The 18,864-nt window shown below is 73.9% G+C and carries 18 protein-coding genes; 12 read left to right on the forward strand and 6 right to left on the reverse strand.

The window, feature by feature from the left end; all coding sequences use genetic code 11:
• The first annotated feature begins 2 nt into the window (after positions 1-2).
• The 3 genes from ACUY4T_RS07330 (at position 3) to ACUY4T_RS07340 (ending at position 2,401) form a co-directional block, all read left to right on the forward strand.
• Entirely contained in the window at positions 3-767 is a 765-nt protein-coding gene (locus ACUY4T_RS07330) for an LLM class flavin-dependent oxidoreductase (RefSeq protein WP_446018267.1), read from the forward strand.
• A 54-nt stretch (positions 768-821) separates the two neighbouring features.
• Positions 822-1,487 (forward strand): hypothetical protein, encoded by a 666-nt coding sequence (locus ACUY4T_RS07335; protein WP_446018268.1) that lies wholly within the window; start codon positions 822-824, stop codon positions 1,485-1,487.
• Between the two features lie 104 nt (positions 1,488-1,591).
• Positions 1,592-2,401, forward strand: coding sequence for a hypothetical protein (locus ACUY4T_RS07340; protein ID WP_446018269.1), 810 nt, complete (start codon positions 1,592-1,594; stop codon positions 2,399-2,401).
• Between the two features lie 126 nt (positions 2,402-2,527).
• Here ACUY4T_RS07340 and ACUY4T_RS07345 read toward each other — a convergent pair whose 3' ends face one another.
• Positions 2,528-2,731 (reverse strand): DUF3073 domain-containing protein, encoded by a 204-nt coding sequence (locus ACUY4T_RS07345; RefSeq protein ID WP_446018270.1) that lies wholly within the window; start codon positions 2,729-2,731, stop codon positions 2,528-2,530.
• Between the two features lie 178 nt (positions 2,732-2,909).
• On the opposite strand from ACUY4T_RS07345, the gene ACUY4T_RS07350 reads away from it, so the two are divergent.
• Positions 2,910-4,070, forward strand: a complete 1,161-nt coding sequence (locus tag ACUY4T_RS07350) for an NAD(P)-binding domain-containing protein (RefSeq protein ID WP_446018271.1) — start codon at positions 2,910-2,912, stop codon at positions 4,068-4,070.
• On the opposite strand, the gene ACUY4T_RS07355 is transcribed toward ACUY4T_RS07350, so the two are convergent.
• The 3 genes from ACUY4T_RS07355 to ACUY4T_RS07365 form a co-directional block, all read right to left on the reverse strand.
• Complete coding sequence (locus tag ACUY4T_RS07355; RefSeq protein WP_446018272.1) at positions 4,067-4,597, reverse strand: GNAT family N-acetyltransferase; 531 nt, start codon at positions 4,595-4,597, stop codon at positions 4,067-4,069. The genes ACUY4T_RS07350 and ACUY4T_RS07355 overlap by 4 nt on opposite strands.
• A gap of 146 nt (positions 4,598-4,743) precedes the next feature.
• Positions 4,744-5,355, reverse strand: a complete 612-nt coding sequence (locus ACUY4T_RS07360) for a PadR family transcriptional regulator (RefSeq protein ID WP_446018273.1) — start codon at positions 5,353-5,355, stop codon at positions 4,744-4,746.
• Entirely contained in the window at positions 5,352-6,281 is a 930-nt protein-coding gene (locus ACUY4T_RS07365) for a DUF4097 family beta strand repeat-containing protein (RefSeq protein ID WP_446018274.1), read from the reverse strand. Before ACUY4T_RS07365 ends, ACUY4T_RS07360 begins: the two co-directional genes overlap by 4 nt.
• Positions 6,282-6,510: 229 nt before the next feature.
• Here ACUY4T_RS07365 and ACUY4T_RS07370 point away from each other — a divergent pair, with 229 nt between their 5' ends.
• Positions 6,511-7,269, forward strand: a complete 759-nt coding sequence (locus ACUY4T_RS07370; protein WP_446018275.1) for a MerR family transcriptional regulator — start codon at positions 6,511-6,513, stop codon at positions 7,267-7,269.
• 301 nt (positions 7,270-7,570) lie between these two features.
• Here the strand turns inward: ACUY4T_RS07370 and yczE are convergent, their stop codons facing one another.
• Positions 7,571-8,287 (reverse strand): membrane protein YczE, encoded by a 717-nt coding sequence (gene yczE, locus ACUY4T_RS07375; protein WP_446018276.1) that lies wholly within the window; start codon positions 8,285-8,287, stop codon positions 7,571-7,573.
• 66 nt (positions 8,288-8,353) lie between these two features.
• On the opposite strand from yczE, the gene yczR reads away from it, so the two are divergent.
• The 5 genes from yczR (at position 8,354) to ACUY4T_RS07400 (ending at position 15,208) form a co-directional block, all read left to right on the forward strand.
• Positions 8,354-9,796, forward strand: coding sequence for a MocR-like transcription factor YczR (gene yczR / locus ACUY4T_RS07380; protein ID WP_446018277.1), 1,443 nt, complete (start codon positions 8,354-8,356; stop codon positions 9,794-9,796).
• A 90-nt stretch (positions 9,797-9,886) separates the two neighbouring features.
• A complete protein-coding gene (locus ACUY4T_RS07385) occupies positions 9,887-13,333 on the forward strand; it encodes an efflux RND transporter permease subunit (RefSeq protein WP_446018278.1) in 3,447 nt (1,148 codons plus the stop codon).
• Between the two features lie 23 nt (positions 13,334-13,356).
• Positions 13,357-13,680 carry a hypothetical protein gene (locus ACUY4T_RS07390; RefSeq protein WP_446018279.1) on the forward strand — a complete coding sequence of 108 codons (324 nt, stop codon included), beginning with the start codon at positions 13,357-13,359 and terminating at the stop codon, positions 13,678-13,680.
• Between the two features lie 239 nt (positions 13,681-13,919).
• Positions 13,920-14,687: a GntR family transcriptional regulator gene (locus tag ACUY4T_RS07395; RefSeq protein WP_446018280.1), complete on the forward strand. Its 768-nt coding sequence runs from the start codon at positions 13,920-13,922 to the stop codon at positions 14,685-14,687.
• The gene (locus ACUY4T_RS07400; RefSeq protein ID WP_446018281.1) at positions 14,684-15,208 is read left to right on the forward strand and encodes an HAD family hydrolase; all 525 of its coding nucleotides are present in this window, start codon (positions 14,684-14,686) and stop codon (positions 15,206-15,208) included. The genes ACUY4T_RS07395 and ACUY4T_RS07400 overlap by 4 nt, the downstream gene beginning before the upstream one ends.
• A gap of 13 nt (positions 15,209-15,221) precedes the next feature.
• Here the strand turns inward: ACUY4T_RS07400 and ACUY4T_RS07405 are convergent, their stop codons facing one another.
• Positions 15,222-15,593 carry a nuclear transport factor 2 family protein gene (locus tag ACUY4T_RS07405; protein WP_446018282.1) on the reverse strand — a complete coding sequence of 124 codons (372 nt, stop codon included), beginning with the start codon at positions 15,591-15,593 and terminating at the stop codon, positions 15,222-15,224.
• 78 nt (positions 15,594-15,671) lie between these two features.
• On the opposite strand from ACUY4T_RS07405, the gene ACUY4T_RS07410 reads away from it, so the two are divergent.
• On the forward strand, positions 15,672-18,509 hold the full coding sequence (locus ACUY4T_RS07410) for a cation-translocating P-type ATPase (RefSeq protein WP_446018283.1): 2,838 nt from the start codon (positions 15,672-15,674) through the stop codon (positions 18,507-18,509).
• Between the two features lie 42 nt (positions 18,510-18,551).
• Positions 18,552-18,821 carry an SHOCT domain-containing protein gene (locus ACUY4T_RS07415; protein ID WP_446018284.1) on the forward strand — a complete coding sequence of 90 codons (270 nt, stop codon included), beginning with the start codon at positions 18,552-18,554 and terminating at the stop codon, positions 18,819-18,821.
• Positions 18,822-18,864: the final 43 nt, after the last annotated feature.

Below are 18,864 nucleotides of genomic sequence, written 5' to 3' on the forward strand. Positions count from 1 at the left end.
CCGTGCGCGCCGCCGTCTCGATCGGACTGCCGGGCACCACCGACCACGACGTGCTGCGGGCGCTCGCCCCGCGCCTGGAGAGGCTCGGGTTCGACGGGCTGTGGCTGAACGACGTGCCCCGCGGGGACTCCCTCACGGGGGTGCGGGCGGTTGCGGACGCGACCACCCGGCTCCGTCTCGCGACCGGCGTGATTCCCCTCGATCGGCGTCCGGCGGCGACGCTCGACCTGTCCGGCGCGCCTGCCGACCGACTGACGGTCGGCATCGGATCGGGCGGCGCCCACCGCCCGCTCGCCCTGGTCGCCGACGGCGTGGCCGAGCTTCGGGCGCGGACGGATGCCGAGATCGCCGTGGGCGCACTGGGACCGCGCATGCGCCGGCTCGCCGCCGAGCAGGCCGACGCCGTGCTGCTCAACTGGCTGACGCCGTCCGCCGCCGAGGACGCCGTGCGCGACCTGCGTCGCGACGCCGGAGACCGTGCGGGCCGGGTCCGCGCCATCCTGTACGTGCGCTCGATCGCCGAGGAGGGAGCGCGGCCGGCGCTGCAGCGCGAAGCCGACCGGTACGGCGGGATCGCGTCGTACGCCGCGAACTTCGCGCGGCTCGGCGTCGAGCCCATCGCGGCCACGATCGACGGCGCGGAGTCCTTCGCCGCCTACGACGTCGTCGACGAGCTCGTGCTGCGCGCGGTGACCGCGGGCGGCACGCTCGCCGAGCTCGAGCGCTTCGCCGAGGAGGCCGCGCGCTGGCGCGCCTCGGCCGGGTAGTCGCCGGGACGATCGCCCCTCGCACGGGGTCCCATCGGGGCGAGCGTCGCGGGCATGGACGCCGACGCCGTTCCGGAGCGCACCGTCGACGGCCCGGCCGGCCCGTCGGCCGGATCGCCCGTGCGGCTCGGCCGCTGGGTCGGGTACGTGGTCGCCGGCGAGGGGCTCGGCTTCCTCGTGCCCGTGGCCGGATTCGCCGCGGCCTCGCAGCTCCGGCTCGAGGCGTGGATCGCGCTCGTGCTCGCGGGCGCGGGCGAGGGCGCGTTGCTCGGCCTCGGGCAATCGCTCGCCCTGCGCGGAACCCGCGCCCGGGTGCCGGTCGGCAGGTGGGTCGCGGCGACGGCCGGAGCGGCGTCCGTCGCGTGGGCGATCGGGATGCTGCTGCCGACGCTCATCGACCTCGGGGTCGCCGTCGACCTCGCCGCGCCCGGCACCTGGCTCGTCCTGGCGGTCGCGGGCCTGGCGCTGCTCGCCACGATCCCCGTCGCCCAGTGGCCGCTGCTGAGCGCCGCCGACGTCGACCGGGCGTGGCGGTGGATCCCGCTCAACATGGCGGCGTGGGCCGCCGGGCTCGTCTTCACGTTCCTGCCGTCCCCGTTCATCGACGAGGCGACGCCGCCTGCCCTGCTCGTCGGCTGGTACGCCTTGGCCGGCGCGCTCATGGCGCTCACGGTCGCGCTCGTGACGGGTTGGGGCCTGCGGCGGATGACGCGACGCTGACGGACGCGGCCTCCCCGGCCCGATCGGGCCGATGGGCCTTGCGCCGGCGGCCGGTCGGCGCGGTACGGTGAGTCGAGGAACGGTCGTCTTTCGGGGGGAATCCGATGGGGGAGTCGTCGTCGACCTCGCCGCGCGTGAACGCGCCGTCCGGTACGGACGGGGCCCGGCGACGCGGAACCGGGTCGGGCCGCCTGGCCGCGGTCTCGGGCGCGGTGGCGCTGGGGCTCGCCGTCACCGGGGCCGTGCTGCTCGGCGTGCACCTCACCCGGCCGGCCGTCGACGACCTCGTCGTCCTCCAATCGGTCGACTTCGCGGTCGAGCCGGAGGGCCCGCTCACGGAGGGCGAGGGCTGGTCGGCCGAGGTCGCGGGCTCGCAGCTGCGTCTCCGGGCCGAGCACCCCGGCGCGCTGCATCCGCTGTGGGCGACGTCGCCGGCCACCGAGGCCATCGCGGTCGGTGCGACGCTCGCCCGCCCCGCGGGAGCCGACGCCGGCGGCCTGTACGTCGGCGGCATCACGGCGGTCGGCGCGGACGGCGCCGGGTGGGGCGCCGCATGCGGGACCGATGGGAACGCCTACGTGCTGGCCGTGTGGGACGGCCGGAGCCAGGCGCTCGATTCCGTGCCCGACGCCGGGTGCGATGCGGACCCGTTCGCCCTCACGCTCGAGGTGCGGCGCGACGGCGGGACCGACCGCATCGAGGTCGTGCTCCCCGACGGGGAGCGCGTCGTGCTCAAGCCGGGCGAGGCGCGCGGCCCGTTCACCGCGGCGGGGTTCGTGATGGCCACGGCCGACCGCGAGCAGGTGGTGCCGGGCCTCGACGTCGCCAGGTTCGAGGTGCGGGTGCTCGAGGAGTCGCTCGCGAGCGCCGGCGCGCCGGAGCGCGCGGACACCACCGAGCGGGTCGGCGGGTAGTCGACCGCAGGCCACGGAGGGAACGCGGCGACGCCGACGGACGAGGCCGTCGCACGAGGACGCCCTCGCCGCGGGGGCGCCGTTCGAACGGCCGCCCCGCCCGTCAGCGAGGGCGTGCGCTGGTGGTCAGGAGGCCCGGTGGGTTCCGTCGTCGGCCACGTACGAGTCGTCGTCGGCGTACTCCGCCCACTTCGACGCTTCGTCGTCGTAGTGATCGTGGTTGGAAGCCGTGAGCTCGCGCTCGAGCGCGCTGTAGTCGGTCGCGGGGCTGAAGTACTTCAGCTCCCGCGCGACCTTCGTGTGCTTGGCTTTCTGACGGCCGCGCCCCATGCGTGACCCCCTTACGACGTCTGGCCGGGTGGGATGTACGTCACCCGGCTCTTTCTGATAATGATCAATCCCGGCCGACAGTTTAGCACCGCCGCGGAGGCCCGACGCCGTCCCCCGCGGCGGTGCGGAGCCGACCGCCTCGCCCGCGCGAGGCGGTCGGACGTGCTGAGATGGACGGGTGGATTCGATCCCCGAACGCGTGAAGGTCGCGGTGATCGGCGCCGGCCAGGCCGGCCTGTCGGTGGCCTTCTACCTGCGACGCTTCGCACTCGTCGCCGACGAGGACTTCGTCATGCTCGATCGCGCCCCCGGCCCCGGCGGCGCCTGGCAGCACCGGTGGTCGTCGCTCCGCCTCGGCACCGCGCACAAGGTCAACGACCTGCCGGGGATGGCCGAGCTCGACCTCAGCTTCGACACCGCCGATCGCTCGCTCCCGGCGAAGGACGTGGTCGCCGACTACTACGGCCGGTTCGAACGGCACTTCGACCTTCGGGTCCACCGGCCCGTCGAGGTGCGACGCGTGGTCAACGACGGGGCCGACCTCCGCATCGAGTACGACGACCTCAGCCCGCAGCCGGTCGAGGAGCAGCGCGCCCGCGGCTTCTTCGGACGCCGGCGGCGGAACGCCGAGGAGGCCGGGACGCCGCATGGCGCGGTGCGCGCGCAGTTCCTGGTCAACGCGACCGGCACGTGGGGGTCGCCCTTCGTGCCGTTCTACCCGGGCATGGCCGATTTCCGGGGCCGGCACGTGCACACGTCCGACTACCGCGACGCGGAGGACTTCCGCGACCGGAACGTCGTCGTGGTCGGCGGCGGGACCTCCGCGATCGGCTTCATGCTCGAGCTCGAGGGCGTCGCCGCGAACCTGACCTGGGTGTCGCGCCGACCGATCGACTGGCTCGACCGCCAGGAGCTCGACCTGGAGGGCGCGTCGGCCGCCGTCGCCGCGCAGGATGAGGCGGCGCGCGCCGGCCGGGCCCTTCCCTCGATCGTGAGCGGGACCGGCGTGCCGAAGAGCCGCCGCATCGCCGCGGGCATCGAGCGCGGGCTCCTCGTCGCCCAGCCCATGTTCGACCGCATCGAGGCCGACCGAGTGGTGTGGGACGACGGCGCCTCCGCTCCGGCCGATGCGATCATCTGGGCGACCGGCTTCCGCCCGGAGCTGCGTCACCTCGCGCCGCTGAAGCTGCGCGAGCGGACCGGCGGCGTGATCGTCGGCCAGGGTGCGGCGTGGAACGATCCGCGCGTGTTCCTGGCGGGATACGGACCCCAGGCCTCGACCATCGGAGCCAACCGCGCCGGACGCATGATCGCGCGCCAGATCATGGCGATGATCTAGGCGGGCCTCCCACCTGCCTCGGCGAAGTCGGCCGGGTCGGCGACCCAGTCGTTCAGGTGGAGCACCCGCCCCGGTGCGATCTCCGCCTCCGTCTCGCCGACGAGCCGGAAGCCCGCCTTGCGGCAGACCGCGTTGGAGGCCGGGTTGTCGACCCGCGGGAAGGCGTGCACCGGGAGGCGGTCGCCCCGCTCGTACGCGGCCCGCAGCATCGAGATCACCGCGGCCGGAGCGATCCCCCGGCCGCGGTACTCCGATTCGACCGACCATCCCGCCTCGAGCGCCGGCGCGCCCTCCCACTCGCGATGCCAGTAGCCGACCATGCCGACGCCTTCGGGGTGGCCGGGGATGACGATGCGGAACTGGTGCGCCGAACCCTCGCGCCCGAGCCGGAGGTAGCGCTCGTGCCGGGCACGCACCTGCTCGTCGGTCTCGGGGCCGCCGAACTGGTCCATGAGCTCGGGGGTGTTGGCGCGGCGGAGCACGTCGAGGTCCTCCGCGGACCAGGGCAGCAGCGCGACCTCCGTCATGCCCCCAGTCAAGCGGATGCCACCGGCATCCGGCCGAGGGTGCGTCACGGCGGGTCTGCGCCGCCGGGGCGCCGGGCGAGCCGCGCCACGACCGTCGCGACGACGGCGTGACGCGGCTCGTGCGCCGATGCGGTCGGCGCCGCCGGTCAGCGGCGGGCCAGCTCGCTCAGCACCTCGGCGCGCAGGTCGGCGAGTCCCGAGCGCAGTAGCGACACGGTGTCGGCGTTCACGCGCCCCCGGTTGGCCTGGCTGCGCAGTTCGAGCCGGATCTGCTGGCGGAACTCCGCGATGGCCAGGTCGGCCTCGTGCAGCGCCCGCGTGGCCTCGCCGCTCGGCTGCGCCGTGGGCGACTCGGTGCTCGCGGCCTTCTTCGCCTCGCGGGCGGCGTTGGCCAGCTCGGCGCGCAGCGACCGCATCGCCGCGTCCACCTCGGCGCGGACGCCCTCGGCGAGGCGGCGGACCGAGTCGGTCACGTCCTCCTCGATGGCGTCGAGCTCGTGGCGGCGCGAGGCGAGCTCGGCACGGCCGGCCTCGGTGATCTCGTACACCGACTTGCGGCCGTCGGTGCGCTTGCTGACGAGCCCCTCCTCCTCGAGCTTGGCGAGGCGGGGGTAGATCGTGCCGGCGCTCGGCGAGTAGGTGCCGCCGAAGCGTTCGGACAGGGCCTGGATGAGTTCGTACCCGTGACGGGGCTGCTCCTCGAGCAGGGCGAGCAGGTAGAGGCGCAGGTTCCCGTGGGCGAAGACCGGCGGCGTCATGCGGATGCCTCGCCGCCCGTGCCCTGCGGCGCGTCGGCGTCGTACCCGGTGCCGCCCGCGGCATCCGCCCCGCTCGCCCCTGCGGAGCCCTCGGACGTCGCCGCGCCCGCGGTCGCGCCGGCCTGCTGGCGGCGGATGACCGAGATGTTCCCGGAGACGCTGTTCGCGCCGAGATCCAGCCACGTGCCCTGCAGTTCGCCGGTGACGCGCTCGAAGCCCTTGCCGAGCATGCCGCGCATCTGCGTGTCGTCGAGCAGCAGCGAGCCGCTGACCGTGTTGACGCGGTACCGGGCGCCGCTGCCGGCGTCGAACCGCACGGTGAGGTCGCCCGACACGGTGTTGGTGTCGACGCGGCTCGGCGTGCCCCGCACGTCGAGGATCATGTCGCCCGAGACCGTGTCGGCCTTGAACGAGCCGACCTCGCCGGTGACCGTGACGTCGCCCGAGACCGTGTGCGCCACGACCCGGCCGGTGTGGTCGCCGACGGAGATCTCGCCGGACACGCTCGAGCACTCGATGTCGCCGGCGTGGTTGTCGATGACGAGGTCGCCGTTGACGGCGCTGAAGCGGCCGTCGTTGTCGAAGCCCGACACGAGCGCATCGCCCGAGACGACGCCGAGCTTCATCGCGACGGTGCGCGGCGCGAGGATCGAGATCTCGGCCTTGGCGCTGCCGCGGAAGCCCTTGAAGACCTCGATGAAGTTGTCCCACCGGAGTTGGGGGTGGTCGATCTCGAGCGAGTCGCCGTCGATCTGGATGAGGAGGTCCTTGCCGCTGACGGCCGACACCTCGACGCGGGCGCCCGGCTCGTCGTGGGCGATGACGTCGACCTTGCCGCCGATGAGGCTGACCTTCAGCTTGCGGACGAGTTCGAGGTCGATGACCCGGGTCTCGCCGGGGTTCACGACCCACTTCTCGATGGCCATGCGTGTGCTCCTTCGCTTCGTTCGGCGAGCGGATGCCGCTGCGCCGGCGCCCCATGGGCGCATCGCGATATATCGCGTTTGCAGCCACCATAGGACGCTCCTTGAGGCGAGTCAAGATATATCGCGAGTGGATCGGCGATCGGATGAGGCCGCGCCATCCGCTTGACCTTGACGCGGCGTCAACTTCTAACGTGGTGCGTGAACGGACCCCGGTCAGGAGGAGACGCGGATGGACTGGTCGATCCAGGAGGTGGCGAAGCTCGCGGGCACGACGAGCCGCACCCTGCGCCACTACGACGACGTCGGCCTGCTCGCGCCCGCGCGCATCGGAGCCAACGGCTACCGCTACTACGACCGCGCCGCACTGGTGCGCCTGCAGCGCATCCTGCTGCTGCGCGAGCTCGGGCTCGGCCTGCCGGCCATCGCCGAGGTGCTCGACGGGCAGCGCGACGAGGCGCGCGCGCTCGCGAGCCACCTCGACTGGCTCCGGCAGGAGCAGGATCGGCTGGCGCGGCAGGTCGCGTCGGTCGAGCGGACCATCGGGGCATTGGAGGAAGGAGAGCAGATCATGGCGAAGGACATGTTCGACGGGTTCGACCACACCCAGTACCGCGAGGAGGTCGAGCAGCGCTGGGGCGCCGACGCCTACGCGCGGGGCGACCGGTGGTGGCGCGGCCTGCGCGACGACGAGCGGCAGGCGTGGAAGGACCGCGTGGCCGCGCTCGGTCGTGACTGGATCGCGGCAGCGCAATCGGGCGCCGCGCCCGACGGGCCGGAGGGCCAGGCCCTGGCGCGTCGTCACGTCGAGTGGCTGACGGGCGTCCCGGGCACGCCGGCCGCGGAGGCGGGCGGCGACGTGAAGGCGTACGTCCTCGGCCTCGGCGAGATGTACGTGGCCGACGAGCGCTTCGCCGCCAACTACGGCGGCGAGGCGGGAGCGGTGTTCGTGCGCGACGCGCTCCGCGCCTTCGCGGAGGCGAACCTGTAGGCGTCGCCGCCGAGATCGAGAGCGGATGCCGCGGGAGGGCTCCCGCGGCATCCGCTCGTCGCGCCCCGGTCATCCCGCGCGGCATCCGCCGTCGCGTTGCCGCTCGTGCCGGGAATCCCGCCTGAGAAGCCGGCGGAAGCGGCAACGCGGCAACGCGGCAACGCGGCAGCGAACGCGGTCGGCGGCAGCGCGAGGCCGACCGAGCCGGCGACCGCGAGGCCGGCGGCGGGGTACCCACGTCGTCCCGGTCGGCGCAGGTGGCGCATCCGCCACCATCCGGCCCGGCGGAGTGCGCGGCAGGTCAGGCCCGGGCGGGGGTGACGTCCGTGGCGGGGTGCGGGATGTCCCGGTCCGGCGCCCCGCCACGAGCCGTGGCATCCGTTCCGCGCTTCACCGCGAACAGCGGGATGGCGTAGCCGCAGAGCGGACCGATGAACAGGGCGAACGCGAGCGTGCCGAGGCCGACGTTGCCGCCCAGCACCCAGCCCGTGATGAGCACGGCGACCTCGATGCCGGTGCGGACGATCCAGATGCGCCAGCCGGTGCGCCGGTGCAGGCCGGTCATCAGGCCGTCGCGCGGGCCGGGACCGAAGTGCGCGCCGATGTAGAGCCCCGTGGCGGCCGCGAGCACGACGATGCCGCCGAACAGCATGAGGATGCGCGCCCACAGGTCGAGCCCGGTGGGGATCATCCACAGCGACAGGTCGGCGAACGGCCCGACGAGGAGGGCGTTCATCAGCGTGCCGAAGCCGGGCCGCTGCCGGATCGGGATCCAGAGCAGCAGCACGACCGCGCTCGTGATGACCGTGATGAGGCCGAATCCGAGCCCGGTCTGCTTCGCGATGCCCTGGGTGAGCACGTCCCACGGGGCGACGCCGAGCTCGCCGCGCACGATGAGCGCGATGCCGAGGCCGTACAGGTACAGCCCCGCGAAGAGCTGCACTAGCCGCCGCGCGAACACCGGAGCGGAGTCGGAGGTGCGCAGGCGGCGGATGCCACGGGTGGGACGGAGCGACATGATTGCAATCCAATCTCCCGATTGGCCTTTCGGCAAGAAGCCAATCCGCCTAAAGTGGCTCCCATCATGGATGCCACCCTCAGCGCCCGCGCGCTCGAGAACCTGCTCGGCGGCTGGCGGGCCGGCGACCGGAGCGCCTACCGCGCGCTCGCCGACCGCGTCCGCCTGCTCGTCCTCGACGGGCGGATCCCCGTCGGGACGCGCCTGCCCGCCGAACGCGACCTCGCCGAACGGCTCGGGCTCAGCCGCACCACGGTGACGGCCGCGTACCGCGAGCTGCGCGACCAGGACCTGCTGCACAGCGTGCGCGGATCGGGCAGCGTGGCACGCCTGCCCGGTGCGCCGGCCGTGCTCCCGGCCCCGCCGGCCGCCGACTACGTCGACTTCTCGAAGGCCGCACCGCCCGCGCTGCCCTGGCTGGCCGAGGTCGCCCGCGACGCGGTCGACGACCTGCCCGCGCACCTCGGCGACTCGGGCTTCGACCCGATCGGCCTGCCCGTCCTGCGTGAGGCGATCGCCGACCGCTACCGCGCCCGCGGCCTGCCCACCGACCCCGGGCAGATCATGGTGACCATCGGAGCGCAGCACGCGATCGCGCTGCTCTCCCGGGCGATCGTCGGACGCGGCGACCGCGCGCTGATCGAGGCGCCGACCTACCCGCACGCCTACGAGGCGCTCCGCGGTTCGGGGGCCCGCCTCGTGCCCGTGTCCGTCTCGCCCTCCGACCCCGGTCCCGAGGGGTTCGGCGCCGCCGACGAGGCCGACGACCTGGTGCGCGCCATCCGCCACTCGAACCCGGTCGCGGCCTACCTCATGCCCGACTTCCAGAACCCCACCGGTCGCTCGCTCACCGCCGACGCCCGCGAGCGCGTGCTCGACGCGGCCGCGCGCCAAGGCACCGTGGTCGTCGCCGACGAGACCACCGCCGAGCTCGACATCGACCGGCGCGAGCACCCGCTGCCGCTGGCCGCGTACGGACCGGCGGTCATGGTCGGCTCGGTCGGCAAGACCGTGTGGGGCGGCATCCGCGTGGGGTGGATCCGCGCCGACCGGCCGCTCATCCGCCGGCTGCTCGCCGTGCGCGCCCCGGGCGACCTCGGCACGCCGATCCTCGAGCAGCTCATCGTCGCGCGGCTGCTCGGGCGTATGGACGACATCCTCGAGCTGCGCCGCACCCAGCTGCGCGCCGGCCGCGCCCACCTCGAGGCGGCGCTCGCCGGGGCGTTCCCCGATTGGCACGTGCCGCACGTCGACGGGGGCATCGTGACGTGGGTCGGCCTGGGCGCGCCGGTCAGCTCGCAGCTCGCCCTGGCGGCGCGGGCCGAGGGGCTGATCGTCGCGGCGGGGCCGCGGTTCGGCATCGACGGCGCGTTCGAGCGGTTCCTGCGGCTGCCGATCTGCTACCCGCCCGAGGTGACGGATGCCGCGGTGGGCGCGCTCGCGCGCGCGTGGGCCTCGATGTCGCGGGCGCCCGTGCCCGACCAGAGCGTCCTGGCCGCGGTCGTCTGACCTGCGGGCGGGCCGGTTCGGAGTCCTCGGCCACGAGGTTCACACTTTCGGAGGACCCGGGCGGGGCCGCGCGCTGAGAGAATCGACACCATGTCCCTGCTCGCGAAGCTCAGCATGCGTAATCGCGCCCTCATCGCGCTCGTCACGATCGTGGTCGCGATCTTCGGGGGCATCGCGCTCACGAACCTCAAGCAGGAGCTCGCGCCCTCGATCCAGCTCCCGCAGCTGAGCATCATCACCGCCTACCCGGGGGCCTCGCCGGATGTCGTGAACGCCGACGTCTCGACGCCGATCGAGACCGCCATCCAGGGCATCAGCGGGCTCGACTCGACGTCGACCACCAGCTCGACCGGGGTCTCGCGCGTGGTCGCGAGCTTCACGTTCGGCACCGACCTCGCGTTCGCCGAGCAGAAGCTGCTGTCGGCGGTCAACCGCATCGCGCCGCAACTGCCCGAGGACGTGGACCCCCAGGTCATCGCGTTCAGCTTCGACGACCTGCCGGTGACCGCGGTCGCGGTGACCGGGGCCGAGGACCCCTCGACGCTGTCCGACGAGATCACCCGGACGACCCTGCCCGAGCTGCGCGACATCGACGGCGTGCGCGAGGCGACCCTCGTCGGCGACCAGGGCCGCCGCGTGGTGATCACCCCGGACCCCGCGACGCTCGCGCAGTACGGGCTCACGACCCAGGCGATCCGCGACGCGCTCGCGCAGAACGGCGTGCTGCTCCCGGCCGGCCAGATCACGGAGGGCGACTCGACGTTCGCCGTGCAGGCGGGCACCCGGCTCGGCAGCGTCGACGAGGTCGCGGCGCTGCCGCTGGTCGGCGCGACCGAGCAGCAGCCCGCGACCGACCTGCCCGAGGGCGAGACCCTGCCGGACGGCGGCGTCGTCCCGGGCACGGACGGCGCGACCGGGGAGTTCCCCGGCGAGCTGCCCGGGGCCGAGGCCGGCAGCGTGAGCGTGCCCGTCGCGGTCGCCATCGGCGACGTGGCCTCCGTCGAGCTCACCGAGAATCCCCGTGCGAGCATCTCCCGGGTGAACGGCGAGCCCGCGCTCGCGATCTCGATCACGAAGCTCCCGTCGGCCAACACCGTCGAGGTGTCGAACGCGGTGGCCGCCGCCCTGCCCGAACTGCAGGCCGCACTCGACACGACCAACCCGGGCGCGGAGTTCACGGTCGTCTTCGACCAAGCCCCGTACATCGAGAAGTCGATCGAGTCGCTGGCGGTCGAGGGCACGCTCGGCCTGGTCTTCGCCGTGCTCGTGATCCTCGTGTTCCTGCTGTCGGTGCGCGCCACGCTGGTGACGGCGATCTCGATCCCGACCTCGGTGCTCATCACCTTCATCGGCCTGCAGGCCGCCGACTACACGCTGAACATCCTGACGCTCGGCGCGCTGACGATCTCGATCGGCCGCGTCGTCGACGACTCCATCGTCGTCATCGAGAACATCAAGCGGCACTACGTGGTCGGGGCCGAGAAGGCGCCCACCATCATCCACGCGGTCCGCGAGGTCGCCGGTGCGATCACCGCGTCGACGGTGACGACGGTCGCCGTGTTCCTCCCGATCGCGCTGGTCGACGGGGTCACGGGCGAGCTGTTCCGGCCGTTCTCGCTGACCGTCACGATCGCGCTGCTCGCCTCGCTGCTGGTCTCGCTGACCATCGTGCCGGTGCTGGCGTACTGGTTCCTCCGGCCCGCGAAGCCCGCCAAGGGCCAGACCGAGGCGGATGCCGCGGCCGCGGCGGCCTTCGTCGACGACGTGTGGCTCGCGCCCGAGCTCCGCGACCCCGACGGCGGCACGGGGCTGGAGCGGAAGCCGACGACGGCGGCGACCACGACCGCGGACGCGGCCGCCGCGACCTCGGCCGCGGCTGCGCCGCGCGCCGGGGTCGACGAACTCGAGCACCCGTCGCGCCTGCAGCGGGGCTACCTGCCCGTGATCGGCTGGACGCTGCGCCACTCCGCGATCACCATCATCGCGGCCGTGATCGTGCTCGCGGGCACCGCCGCACTCGCCCCGCTGATGAAGACGAACTTCCTCGGCAATAGCGGCCAGAACACGTTCCGGGTCACCCAGCAGCTGCCGGTCGGATCGAGCCTCGAGTCCATGGCCGAGGCCTCGCTCCCGGTCGAGGAGGCCATCCGCGGGGTCGAGGGCGTCGAGACGGTCCAGACGTCGATCGGGACGGCGACCGGCGGCGGCGCGCTCGCCGCGTTCGGCGGCAGCGGCGACACCGTGGCGTACAACGTCACCACGGACGACGACGCCGACCAGGTCGCCCTGCAGGACGAGGTCCGCGCGCAGCTCGCCGACCTCGACGACGTCGGCGAGATCACCCTCGCCACGCAGTCCGGCTTCGGCGCATCGAGCGACATCGAGGTCGACATCTCGGCGTCGAACGGGGAGGACCTCCGCACTGCGACGGACGCCGTGGTCGAGGAGCTCTCGATGCTCGACTCCCTCACCCAGGTCGACTCGAACCTCGAGGCGTCCCGCCCGTACGTCGCGGTCGCGATCGACCGCGCGGCCGCGGCCGAGGCGGGGTACTCGGAGGTCGCCCTCGGGGGCATCGTCTCCGCGTCGATGCAGCCGCAGTCGGCCGGGTCGATCGTGATCGACGAGCAGACCCTGACCATCTACCTGGCCGCGGAGGAGCCGCCGACCACCGTCGAGGAGCTCGCGGCGCTGCCGGTGCCCACGCCCGCCGGCACGGTGCGCCTCGACTCGCTCGCCACGGTGGCGCAGGCCGACGGGCCGGCGACCGTCACGACCGTGAAGGGGCTGCGCAGCGCCACCGTCGCGGCGACCCCCGCGGGTGACGACCTCGGCACCGCGAGCGCCGACGTGCGCTCGGCGGTCGACTCGCTCGACCTGCCCGACGGCACGTCGGCCTCGCTCGGCGGCGTGACCGCCGACCAGCAGGAGTCGTTCTCGCAGCTCGGCCTCGCGCTGCTCGCGGCCATCCTGATCGTGTACATCGTCATGGTCGCGACGTTCCGGTCGCTGCTCCAGCCGCTGCTGCTGCTGGTGTCGGTGCCGTTCGCCGCGACGGGCGCCATCCTGCTGCAGGTCGTCACCGGCATCCCGCTCGGGGTGGCCTCGCTGGTGGGCGTGCTGATGCTCGTCGGCATCGTGGTGACGAATGCGATCGTGCTCATCGACCTCGTCAACCAGTACCGAGACCGCGGGATGACCGTGCGCGACGCGCTCACGCACGGCGCCTCGCGGCGTCTGCGCCCCATCCTCATGACGGCGCTCGCGACGATCTTCGCGCTGCTGCCGCTCGCGCTCGGCCTGACCGGGAGCGGCGGGTTCATCTCGCAGCCGCTCGCCCTCGTCGTGATCGGCGGACTCCTCTCCTCGACCGTGCTCACGCTGCTCGTGCTGCCCGCGCTGTACGACCTCGTCGAGGGCGGCCGGGAGCGGCGTCGCGCCAGGCGCGAGGCCCGCGCGGCGGAGCAGGAGCGGGCGGATGACGGCGCGTCGACGCCGCCGAAGGAGCCGGGCCCGGTGGAGGCCGGCGCGAACTGAGCCGACGTGACGGGATCGGGGGGATGGAACGCACCGGACGCGACGTCGACGCCTTCCTGGCCGGGCTTCACGGCGCCCGCGCCGACGCCGTGCGCGAACTGGACCGCGTGATCGCAGCCGAGTTCGCCGGCCTCGAGCGGGAGCTCTGGGAGGGCGAGTTCTGGGGCGGCACGGCGCAGTCGATCATCGGCTACGGGGCGATCACGCAGCCGCGCCCGCGCGGCCGGTCGGCGGATTGGTTCCTCGTCGGGCTGGCGGACCAGTCGAAGCACCTCAGCGTCTACGTCAACGCCGCCGAGGACGGCGAGTACTTGGTGAAGCGGCGAGCCGCCGGGCTGGGCGGGTGAAGGTGGGCGCGGCGGCGATCACGGTCACGTCCCTCGACCGGCTCGACCTCGACGCCTTCGTCGCGCTGCTGCGGCGAGCTCGCGAACTCGCGCCGGGCGCGCGCTGACGGCCCGCTGGGGTCCGCGTTCCCGGCCGAGAACGGACCCGGCCGCCGCGTCGCCTGCGGTTCACCGAACCTTCACCGGAAGGTCGCGTCGCGCCCACCCCCGGGGGTGCGTGCGATCCGTACGTTCGATGCATGTCCACTGAGGTGCCGCTCCACGAACGGGTGCACGACGCGCTGCGCGAGCGGATCGGGCGCGGCGAATGGACGGCGGGCATGCGACTGCCCAGCGAACTGGCGCTGTGCCGCGAGTTCGGGACGTCGCGGGCGACGGTCCGCCGGGCGCTCCTGGCGCTGCGCGAGGAGGGCTACGTGGTGGGCGGGCGCGGCCGCGCGCCGGTCGTCGGGCGGGTGGTGCCGTCGCAGTCGTTCTCGACGTTCTCGTCGTTCACCGAGTGGGCGCGCTCGATCGGCAAGACGCCGGGCCAGCACACCCTCGAAGCGGCCAGACGGCCGGCCCCTTCGGCGGTGGCCGGGTTCCTGGGCCTCGACGAGGGTGCGGCGGTCGTCCAGGTGGTGCGGGTGCGCACCCTCGACGACGTGCCGACCATGGTCGAGCGCACCTCGTTCGCGCCCGACATCGGCGCGCTGCTCGCCGACATGGACTGCGATCGCGGGTCGCTCCACGCGCACCTCGTCGGGAAGGGCGTCGACCTGCGCCGGGCACGGCACACGATCGACGCGGTCGCCGCGAACCCGCTGGACGCCGAGGCGCTCGAGGTCGGCGCAGGCAGTCCGCTGCTGCGCGAGCGCCGCGTCACCTACGACGGCGCGCGCCGGCCGCTGTCGTACGCCGACGACCGCTATCGCCCCGAGCTCGCGACGTTCACCATCGAGAACGAGGTCGACCGGCGCACGCCCTTGAGGCGGTCGCACCCGACGGCGGAGGGAGCCCGCCGATGATCACGCTGGCCGTGCTCGGCCTCGAAGGCGCGACGCTCCGGCGAACGCCGGCGGGTGGTCGGGCGCACCTCGGCGGGCCGGAGCCGCTTCGCGGGGTGGAAGCGACGCTCGCCGACCTGCGTCGACGCGGCGTCCGCGTGGCGCTCGTGTGCGAGATGCAGCGGGCCGCTGCCGACTCGACCCTCGCCGCGCTCGGCTGGACGGTGTCGGACACGCCGGGCGGCGCCGGTGCCGTCGACGCCGTCGTCTGCGGCGATGAGATCCTCGCGCCGCCGCCGGCGCCCTACGCGGTGCACCACGCGATGGAGCTCGCGGGCACGCTCGACGTCCGGCAGGTGCTCGTCGCCGGCGACACGCTCGCGCTGCTCGAGGCCGGTCGGGCCGCCGGTGCCGGATGGGTCGTCGGCCTGCTCACCGGCGAAGCGCGGCGGTCCGAGCTCGAGGCCGCCCCGCACGATGCCGTGCTCTCCTCGGTCAACGACCTGATCGCGCTCGCGGTGCCGGCGGCGCCGCCGCGGTGAGTCGAGGGAGGACTCAGCCCGTGTGCGGGCCGAGCGGCGTGCCCTGGTGGAAGAGCATGCGCGGCCGATCGCCGTCGATGCGCCAGAGCGAGCTGCGACGGCTGCGCATGCCGTCGGCGTCGAGCGTGTAGGTCAGCAGCGCCAGGTCGGGTGCGACGCGCGCGACCTGCTCGCCGGTCACGACCGCGGAGTGCAGGTCGACGGTGTCGGGTCCGGTCATGACCTCGATGAGCTCGTCGCGCGACCAGAGGCGGCCGCTTCGCCCGATCTCGCGGAACGACTCGTGGAGCAGGTCCTCCAATGCCGCCGGGTCGCGGCGCACCTCGGGTTCGAGCAGCCGGCGCTCGGCTCCGGTCACCAGGACCGCCATCGCCTCGTCTTCCATGTCGCGAGCCTACCCGGGCGGCGCCGACGGGACTTCAGCCCGTTGCGGCCGGGTGGAGCGCGTGCGCACCATGGGCCCATGACGGCGACCGCGCGCGCGACGAGCGACCTGCCGGATCCGGCGCGCGCGGACGCGGAGGAGGTGGCACGCCGTCTCGGGGTCGACGTGGAGCGCGGCCTGAGCTCGGAGGACGCGGCCGCACGCCTCGAGCGATACGGCCCGAACGAGGTGCGCGCGGCGCGCCGCACGCCGCTGCTGCGGCGGGTGCTGGCCCAGCTCGCCGACCCGCTCATCGTGCTCCTGCTCGCCGCGGTCGTCGTGTCGGTCGCCGCGTGGGCCGTCGAGGGTGCCGGAGGATGGCCGGTCGACGCGGTCGTGATCCTCGCGATCATCGCGCTGAACGGCGTCCTCGGGCTCGTGCAGGAGTTCCGGGCCGAGAAGGCGGTGGCGGCGCTCGCCGTGATGACGCGGGCGCATTCGACGGTCCTGCGCGACGGCCGTCTCCGCACGCTCCCGAGCGACCGCCTGGTCCCCGGGGACGTGCTGGTGCTGTCCGAGGGCGACCGCGTCGGCGCCGACGGCCGCCTCGTCCGCGCGGCCGCCCTCCGCGTCGCGGAGGCCTCGCTCACCGGCGAGAGCGAGCCCGTCGAGAAGGACCCGTCGACGCTCGACCGGGAGGCGCCGCTCGGGGACCGCCGCGACATGGTCTTCGCCGGAACGGCGGTCAGCCGGGGGACCGGCCGCGCGATCGTGACGGCGACGGGCATGTCGACGCAATTGGGCGCCATCGCGACCATGCTCGATGAGACCGACGACGACCCGACCCCGCTGCAGCGCGAGGTCGCGCGCCTCGGCCGCACGCTCGGCGTGATCGTCGTGGCGATCGCGCTCGTGGTCATGCTGACGGTGACGATCGTGCAGGGCGTCGACACCCCGGCCGACTTCGTCACCGTCCTCCTGCTCGGGGTCTCCCTCGCGGTCGCGGCCGTGCCCGAGGGGCTCCCCGCGATCATGTCGCTGGTCCTCGCCCTCGGCGTCCAGCGGATGGCGCGGCGCAACGCCGTCGTGAAGCAGCTCTCGAGCGTCGAGACGCTCGGCTCGGCATCCGTCGTCTGCACCGACAAGACCGGCACGCTCACGACCAACGAGATGACGATCCAGCGGGTGGTGACGTCGTCGGGGACCGTCGACCTGGGCGGGGTGGGCTACGCCCCGGAGGGTGCGGCGACCGCGCACGGCCGCGAACTGGCCGACGGCCCGCTGCGCCTCGAGGCGCAGATCGTGCTGGGCGCCGGGTCGCTCGCGAACGATGCGCAGCTCGCCCGTCGCGAAGGGGAGTGGGCCATCGAGGGCGATCCGACCGAGGCCGCCTTCCTCGTCGCCGCCCGCAAGATCGCGGGCACCGCGGAGGAGGCCGCGCGGTACGACCGGGTCGGGGAGGTGCCCTTCGACTCGGAGCGCAAGATGATGTCGACCGCTCACCGTCACGAGAGCGGCGACCTCGTGGTGCTGAGCAAGGGAGCGCCGGACGTCCTGCTCGGGCACTGCACGCGGGTGCAGCACGGGGGCGAGGCGGTCCCGCTCGACCCGGTGCGACGGGCGCGGGCGCTCGCGGAGATCGAGGAGCTCTCCGACGAGGCGTTCCGCACCCTCGCCGTGGCCTACCGCCCCGCGCCGGAGCTGGCGGGCGATGGCGGCCGGGCGGATGCCGCGGACTTCGACGAGTCCGCCGAGCAGGACCTCGTCTACGCCGGGGTCGTGGGCATCATCGACCCGCCGCGCCCCGAGGTGCGCCCGGCCATCGCCGAGGCGCGGGCCGCCGGCATCCGCGTCGTCATGGTCACCGGCGACCACCCGGCGACCGCCGCGCGGATCGCGAAGGACCTCGGCATCGCCGAGGCGGACGGCATCGCCGTGCCCGGGGGTCGCATCGACGGCATGGACGACGCCCAGCTCCGGGACGCGGTCCGCAGCGCGTCGGTGTTCGCCCGCGTCGCCCCGAGGCACAAGCTCCGCATCGTCGACGCGCTCCAGGCCGAGGGGCACATCGTGGCCATGACGGGCGACGGCGTGAACGACGCGCCCGCGCTGAAGTCGGCCGACATCGGCATCGCGATGGGCATCACGGGGACCGAGGTCGCGAAGGAGGCGGCCGACATGGTCCTCGCCGACGACGACTTCGCGACCATCGTGCACGCAGTGCGCGAGGGTCGGTCGATCTACGACAACATCCGCAAGTTCCTGCGCTACCTGCTCTACTCCAACATGGGCGAGGTCCTGACCGTCTTCCTCGGCGTCGTGTTCGCCGGGGTCCTCGGGTTCGCCGGCGCGTCCGACGAGGCCGTCGTGCTGCCGCTGCTCGCCACGCAGATCCTCTGGATCAACCTCGTCACCGACTCCGGCCCGGCCCTCGCCATGGGCGTCGACCCCGAGGTCGACGACGTCATGGCGCGTCCGCCGCGCGGCATCCACGATCGGGCGATCGACCTCGGCATGTGGATCGGGATCGCCGCGACGGGGCTGGTGATCGCCGTCGCCACCCTCCTCACCATGGACGCCTTCCTCCCGGCAGGCCTCATCCCCGGCGGCACCGACAGCTTCGAGGTCGCGCGCACCGCCGGGTTCACCACCCTCGTGTTCTGCGGCCTGTTCACCGCCTTCAACGCCCGCTCGACCACGTCGAGCGCGTTCCGCTCCCTGTTCGCCAATCGCTGGCTGTGGGCCGCGACCGCGCTGGCCGTCGCGCTCCAGGTGGCCGTGGTCTCGTGGCCGCCCCTCCAGGTGGCCTTCGGGACGGCGTCGCTGGATGCGGTGCACTGGGCCGTGTGCGTCGGGATGGCCTCGATCGTGCTGTGGACGGCCGAGGTCCGCAAGCTCGTCGCCCGGACCGTCGCGAGTCGTCGGGCGCGGGCGTAGCCTGAAGGTGGACGTCCGTCCAGCGGATCGAGGTGATGCCGAATGTACTGGGACCACGGATACGGCATGGGGTTGGGCTGGATCCCGGTCGTCCTGCTCGGGCTGCTCGTCCTCGGCGCGCTCGCCGCGACGGTCGTCCTGGTGGTGAAGGCGGTGTCGGGTTCGAATGCGCCGCCGCACCACGGGCCGGGCTCGGCGCAACCGCCGGCGCGGGCCATCGCCGAGGAGCGGCTCGCACGGGGCGAACTCACCCCCGACGAGTTCCGCGAGATCGTCAGGGCGCTCGAGGACGGGGCGGGTCGGTCCGGCTGACGGACGCGACCGTCCGGGATCGCGGACGCGCCCGGTGCCGCGC

The sequence above is a fragment of the Agromyces arachidis genome, from assembly GCF_052805135.1.

Bases quoted from the DNA above. Each gene is read 5' to 3' on its own strand.
- ACUY4T_RS07385 (WP_446018278.1), top strand. From the start codon at position 9,887: ATGTCCCTGCTCGCGAAGCTCAGCATGCGTAATCGCGCCCTCATCGCG.
- ACUY4T_RS07355 (WP_446018272.1), bottom strand. From the start codon at position 4,597: ATGACGGAGGTCGCGCTGCTGCCCTGGTCCGCGGAGGACCTCGACGTG.
- yczE (WP_446018276.1), bottom strand. From the start codon at position 8,287: ATGTCGCTCCGTCCCACCCGTGGCATCCGCCGCCTGCGCACCTCCGAC.
- ACUY4T_RS07390 (WP_446018279.1), top strand. From the start codon at position 13,357: ATGGAACGCACCGGACGCGACGTCGACGCCTTCCTGGCCGGGCTTCAC.
- ACUY4T_RS07370 (WP_446018275.1), top strand. From the start codon at position 6,511: ATGGACTGGTCGATCCAGGAGGTGGCGAAGCTCGCGGGCACGACGAGC.
- ACUY4T_RS07410 (WP_446018283.1), top strand. From the start codon at position 15,672: ATGACGGCGACCGCGCGCGCGACGAGCGACCTGCCGGATCCGGCGCGC.
- ACUY4T_RS07335 (WP_446018268.1), top strand. From the start codon at position 822: ATGGACGCCGACGCCGTTCCGGAGCGCACCGTCGACGGCCCGGCCGGC.
- ACUY4T_RS07405 (WP_446018282.1), bottom strand. From the start codon at position 15,593: ATGGAAGACGAGGCGATGGCGGTCCTGGTGACCGGAGCCGAGCGCCGG.
- ACUY4T_RS07395 (WP_446018280.1), top strand. From the start codon at position 13,920: ATGTCCACTGAGGTGCCGCTCCACGAACGGGTGCACGACGCGCTGCGC.
- ACUY4T_RS07340 (WP_446018269.1), top strand. From the start codon at position 1,592: ATGGGGGAGTCGTCGTCGACCTCGCCGCGCGTGAACGCGCCGTCCGGT.
- ACUY4T_RS07345 (WP_446018270.1), bottom strand. From the start codon at position 2,731: ATGGGGCGCGGCCGTCAGAAAGCCAAGCACACGAAGGTCGCGCGGGAG.
- ACUY4T_RS07360 (WP_446018273.1), bottom strand. From the start codon at position 5,355: ATGACGCCGCCGGTCTTCGCCCACGGGAACCTGCGCCTCTACCTGCTC.
- ACUY4T_RS07415 (WP_446018284.1), top strand. From the start codon at position 18,552: ATGTACTGGGACCACGGATACGGCATGGGGTTGGGCTGGATCCCGGTC.
- ACUY4T_RS07400 (WP_446018281.1), top strand. From the start codon at position 14,684: ATGATCACGCTGGCCGTGCTCGGCCTCGAAGGCGCGACGCTCCGGCGA.
- ACUY4T_RS07365 (WP_446018274.1), bottom strand. From the start codon at position 6,281: ATGGCCATCGAGAAGTGGGTCGTGAACCCCGGCGAGACCCGGGTCATC.
- yczR (WP_446018277.1), top strand. From the start codon at position 8,354: ATGGATGCCACCCTCAGCGCCCGCGCGCTCGAGAACCTGCTCGGCGGC.